At 70.2% G+C, this 5,118-nt stretch carries 6 protein-coding genes; 1 reads left to right on the plus strand and 5 read right to left on the minus strand.

Annotated features, from left to right (window positions below; all coding sequences use genetic code 11):
* Nucleotides 1-127 precede the first annotated feature (127 nt).
* Nucleotides 128-1,900 (minus strand): acetyl/propionyl/methylcrotonyl-CoA carboxylase subunit alpha, encoded by a 1,773-nt coding sequence (locus ACWDR3_RS47100; protein WP_450358846.1) that lies wholly within the window; start codon nt 1,898-1,900, stop codon nt 128-130.
* Between the two features lie 364 nt (nt 1,901-2,264).
* On the opposite strand from ACWDR3_RS47100, the gene ACWDR3_RS47105 reads away from it, so the two are divergent.
* The gene (locus tag ACWDR3_RS47105; protein ID WP_450358847.1) at nt 2,265-2,741 is read left to right on the plus strand and encodes a hypothetical protein; all 477 of its coding nucleotides are present in this window, start codon (nt 2,265-2,267) and stop codon (nt 2,739-2,741) included.
* Here the strand turns inward: ACWDR3_RS47105 and ACWDR3_RS47110 are convergent.
* The 4 genes from ACWDR3_RS47110 to ACWDR3_RS47125 form a co-directional block, all read right to left on the minus strand.
* Nucleotides 2,710-3,357, minus strand: a complete 648-nt coding sequence (locus tag ACWDR3_RS47110) for a Maf family protein (RefSeq protein WP_450358848.1) — start codon at nt 3,355-3,357, stop codon at nt 2,710-2,712. The two genes, ACWDR3_RS47105 and ACWDR3_RS47110, sit on opposite strands and share 32 nt — an antisense overlap.
* A gap of 23 nt (nt 3,358-3,380) precedes the next feature.
* Entirely contained in the window at nt 3,381-3,509 is a 129-nt protein-coding gene (mmpB, locus tag ACWDR3_RS47115; RefSeq protein WP_450358849.1) for a morphogenic membrane protein MmpB, read from the minus strand.
* Between the two features lie 115 nt (nt 3,510-3,624).
* Complete coding sequence (locus ACWDR3_RS47120; RefSeq protein WP_450358850.1) at nt 3,625-3,834, minus strand: acyl-CoA carboxylase subunit epsilon; 210 nt, start codon at nt 3,832-3,834, stop codon at nt 3,625-3,627.
* A gap of 17 nt (nt 3,835-3,851) precedes the next feature.
* The coding region (locus ACWDR3_RS47125) for an acyl-CoA carboxylase subunit beta (protein ID WP_450358851.1) at nt 3,852-5,118 on the minus strand (1,267 nt) is incomplete at its 5' end.

The raw sequence follows: 5,118 nt of genomic DNA on the forward strand, positions 1-5,118 counted from the left end.
CGGCGCCCGAGTCGTCGAGGATGTGTCGCTGCCGGTCGGGCGGGCTGAGCCGGTCGAGGGGTACGACGGTGGCTCCGGCACGGCGGATGCCGAGCCGTCTGCCGGGCGCCTGTCGATGCCGTACGGCTCAGTCCTTGATCTCGCAGATCGCGGCGCCCGAAGTGATGGACGCGCCGACCTCCGCGGACAGGCCCTTGATGGTGCCGGCCTTGTGCGCGTTGAGCGGCTGTTCCATCTTCATCGCTTCGAGTACGACGACCAGGTCGCCCTCCTTGACCTCCTGGCCCTCCTCGACGGCGATCTTGACGATCGTGCCCTGCATCGGGGAGGCGAGGGTGTCGCCGGAGGCCACGGGGCCGGACTTCTTGGCCGCGCGGCGCTTGGGGCGGGCGCCGGCGGCGAGGCCGGTGCGGGCCAGCGACATGCCCAGCGAGGACGGGAGGGAGACCTCCAGGCGCTTGCCGCCGACCTCGACGACGATCGTCTCGCGGTCCGGGTCCTCGTCCGTCTCCGTGTCGGCGGGGGCGGCGAAGGGCTTGATCTCGTTGACGAACTCGGTCTCGATCCAGCGGGTGTGGACCGTGAACGGGTCCTCGCTGCCGGTGAGTTCGGGGGCGAACGCCGGGTCCCTGACGACCGCGCGGTGGAACGGGATGGCCGTGGCCATGCCCTCGACCTGGAACTCGTCCAGGGCGCGGGCCGCGCGCTGCAGGGCCTGCTCGCGGGTGGCGCCGGTGACGATCAGCTTGGCCAGGAGCGAGTCCCAGGCCGGGCCGATGACCGAGCCGGACTCCACGCCCGCGTCCAGGCGGACGCCGGGGCCGGAGGGCGGTGCGAAGGTGGTGACGGTGCCGGGGGCGGGCAGGAAGCCGCGGCCCGGGTCCTCGCCGTTGATGCGGAACTCGAAGGAATGGCCGCGCAGTTCGGGGTCGCCGTAGCCGAGTTCCTCGCCGTCGGCGATACGGAACATCTCGCGTACGAGGTCGATGCCGGCGACCTCCTCGGTGACCGGGTGCTCCACCTGGAGGCGGGTGTTGACCTCCAGGAAGGAGATCGTGCCGTCCGTGCCGACCAGGAACTCCACGGTCCCGGCGCCGACATAGCCGGCCTCCTTGAGGATGGCCTTGGAAGAGGAGTACAGCTCGGCGACCTGGGCCTCGGAGAGGAAGGGCGCGGGGGCCTCCTCGACCAGCTTCTGGTGCCGGCGTTGCAGCGAGCAGTCGCGGGTGGAGACGACGACCACGTTGCCGTGGGAGTCGGCCAGGCACTGGGTCTCCACGTGCCGCGGCTTGTCGAGGTAGCGCTCGACGAAGCACTCGCCCCGGCCGAAGGCCGCGACGGCCTCGCGGACGGCCGAGTCGTAGAGCTCGGGGACCTCTTCGAGGGTGCGGGCGACCTTGAGACCGCGGCCACCGCCACCGAAGGCGGCCTTGATGGCGATCGGCAGCCCGTGCTCCTCGGCGAAGGCGACGACCTCGTCCGAACCGGAGACCGGATCGGGCGTGCCGGCCACCAGCGGGGCACCGGCGCGCTGCGCGATGTGCCGGGCGGCGACCTTGTCACCGAGGTCGCGGATGGCCTGCGGCGGCGGGCCGATCCAGATCAGGTCCGCGTCCAGGACGGCCTGGGCGAACTCCGCGTTCTCGGAGAGGAAGCCGTAGCCGGGGTGGACGGCGTCGGCGCCGGACTCGCGGGCCGCGTTCAGGACCTTCTCGATGTCGAGGTAGCTGGTCGCCGGGGTGTCACCGCCCAGGGCGAACGCCTCATCCGCGGCGCGGACATGCAGAGCGTCCCGATCCGGGTCGGCGTATACGGCCACGCTCGCGATCCCGGCGTCCCGACAGGCTCGGGCCACGCGGACAGCGATTTCGCCACGGTTGGCGATGAGCACCTTGCGCACGATTGAGGCTCCCTCCTTGAAACAAGCCGAGTTTAGGGACTGCCGACACGGCACTTCGACCCGTCCCGGGTGGTGAGCTTGCCCACACGGAGCGTGATGCGAGGCGTGCCCGACCCATGAAATCCCTTGTCGCACCTCGGTACGCAGGACCTCTCGGGGAAACCCTAGCCCGCCTCTGTGGTCAAGGTCTCTGTCATCACGTGCTGCGGCCCACGCGGTTTCTTTGTGGAGTCCCTACGAATGGCCCAATGATTCTTTGCGGTCCGCGCAACCCTTGTCCCCGGGTTTACCCGTTAGTAGCGTTCGCGATGTATCGAACGTACTTCGGGTAACAAGAGTTCGGCTCGGAAGTGGGTGGGGACCGGTGATACGCAGGCCGGTGGCATGGATCGTGGCGGTCGTCCTGTTCGTGGAGGCCTTCGGCGTCGCCGCGCTGAACTGGTTCCTCGGCATCGTCGTCGACCGGCAGGACATGTCCCTGGCCGGCCTCGACTCGGACACGATGGCCGTGTCCTCGAAGGCCGGCGGGATCGTCTTCGGGCTCTACTTCGCCCTGTGCGGGCTGGTCGCCCTGCTGGTGGCGCTGCGCAACCGTCCGCCGGCCGGCCTCGGCCGCGTCCTGCTGATCAGCGCCGCCGTGGTGCACGGACTGCTCGCCGCCTTCGTGTGGGGGCTGGTGGGCTGGCCGGCGTTCCTGTTCATGATCCTCGTACTCGCGCTCATCGTGCTGCTGCTGATGACCTACGACAGCCGGCCGGAGCCCGCCCGCGAGGAGCCCCAGGACGCCAAGGGCGGTGACGGACCCAAGGTCACGCCTCCGCCGGCGCCCACAACTCCGTGATGCCGACGCCCAGTTCGGCCAGCAGGCGGCGAACCAGCGGCAGGCTGAGGCCGATCACGTTGCCGTGGTCGCCCTCGATGCCCTCGATGAACGGCGCGCTGCGGCCGTCGAGCGTGAACGCCCCGGCGACATAAAGGGGTTCGCCCGTGGCGACGTACGCGGCGATCTCCTCGTCGGTGGGCTCGCCGAAGCGGACGACCGTGGAGGCGGTCGCCGACACGTACCGCTTGTTGTCGTCCGAGGTGTCCCAGACGCAGTGTCCTGTCTGGAGCGTGCCAGCCCGGCCGCGCATCGCCTTCCAACGGGCCGTCGCCTCCTCGGCGTCGGCCGGCTTGCCCAGCGCCTGGCCGTCCAGGTCCAGCACCGAGTCGCAGCCGATCACCAGGGCGCCGTGGACCTCCGGTCGGGCGGCGACGACGGAGGCCTTCGCCTCGGCGAGGGCCAGGGCGAGGTCGGCGGGGGTGGGGGCGGTGATGGCGTCCTCGTCGACGCCGCTGACGATCACCTCCGGTGCGAGGCCCGCTTGGCGGAGGAGGTTGAGGCGGGCCGGGGACTGGGAGGCGAGGACGAGTCGTCTGCGCGGCTGAGCGGTTCGTCTGCGCGGCTGTGCGGTCATGCGGTCAGATTAGCCGCCGGCCGCTAGCGCAGGCCCAGCACGATCATGGCGATGACCATGGCCACGGCCAGGAAGAAGCCGAGCCGCCTGAGGGTCTCCTGCAGTTCGCGGAGATCATCGGGCGGCTCGTTCTTCGGGTCGGACCACAACATGTCACCAGCGTGCGGGTCCCCTGCGGGGTGCGCCTGAGTACGGGTACTCAAGTTGTGCCCGGAGCTTCTCCTCTGTGCGCGGTTCCCCGCGCCCCTAAAGAAGAGTCGGCCCGGACTAGCTTGGCCAGTAGGTGCGGGTCCAGGCCGTGGGCCCGGGCTGCGGTAGGCGGTGGGCGGCGATCCTTGACGGGTCGGACCAGGCTGCCCTTGGGGGCTCCTCGTTGGCCGGCGTTGCTTCTGCCGCTACCGCTCGCGCTCGGACCACCGCCAGGGTGGCGGCCAGCTCCTCCGGGGTCGGATTGCCCCGTACGACCTTGATGTTCATGGCGGCTCCCGGGCGGGCTAGAGGGGGATGTTGCCGTGCTTCTTGGGGGGCAGGGACTCGCGCTTGGTGCGGAGTTGGCGCAGGCCGCGGACGATGTGGCCGCGAGTGTCGGAGGGCATGACGACGGCGTCGATGTAGCCGCGCTCGGCCGCGATGTAGGGGTTGAGGAGGGCGTCCTCGTACTCCTGGATCAGGCGGGCGCGGGTGGCCTCGACGTCGCCGTTGGCCTCCGCCTCGGCGATGGTGCGCCGGTGCAGGATGTTGACCGCGCCCTGGGCGCCCATGACGGCGATCTGGGCGGTGGGCCAGGCGAGGTTGAGGTCGGCGCCGAGGTGCTTGGAGCCCATGACGTCGTACGCGCCGCCGAAGGCCTTGCGGGTGATCACGGTGATCAGGGGGACCGTCGCCTCGGCGTACGCGTAGATCAGCTTGGCGCCTCGGCGGATGATGCCGTCGTGCTCCTGGTCGACGCCGGGGAGGAAGCCCGGGACGTCGACGAAGGTGAGGACCGGGACGTTGAAGGCGTCGCAGGTGCGCACGAAGCGGGCGGCCTTCTCGGAGGCGGTGATGTCGAGGCAACCGGCGAACTGCATCGGCTGGTTGGCGACGATCCCGACCGGCCGGCCCTCGACCCGGCCGAAGCCGGTGAGGATGTTCGGCGCGTACAGGGCCTGCGTCTCGAAGAACTCGGCGTCGTCCAGGACGTGTTCGATCACCGTGTGCATGTCGTACGGCTGGTTGGCGCTGTCCGGTACGAGGGTGTCCAGCTCCAAGTCCTCGTCCGTGACGGTGAGATCGGCCTCCTCGGGGAAGACCGGGGCCTCGGAGAGGTTGTTGGACGGCAGGTACGACAGCAGTTGCTTGACGTACTCGATGGCGTCCTTCTCGTCGCCTGCCATGTGATGGGCCACGCCCGAGACCGCGTTGTGGGTGCGTGCGCCGCCCAGCTCCTCGAAGCCGACGTCCTCGCCGGTGACCGTCTTGATGACGTCCGGGCCCGTGATGAACATGTGCGAGGTCTGGTCGACCATCACCGTGAAGTCGGTGATCGCGGGGGAGTAGACGGCTCCGCCCGCGCACGGGCCCACGACGAGGGAGATCTGCGGGATCACGCCGCTCGCGTGGGTGTTGCGGCGGAAGATCTCGCCGTAGGCGCCGAGGGAGGCGACGCCCGCATCCAGGAGGGCGTCGTCCCGTCCCACGCCCCGGCCGCACGCGATCGCGGCCCGAGCCGGGCATCCGTACGGCGAGCAGTCCGGCACCCCGTGACTGCTCGATCTTCCA

Source organism: Streptomyces sp. NPDC001002 (assembly GCF_053599215.1).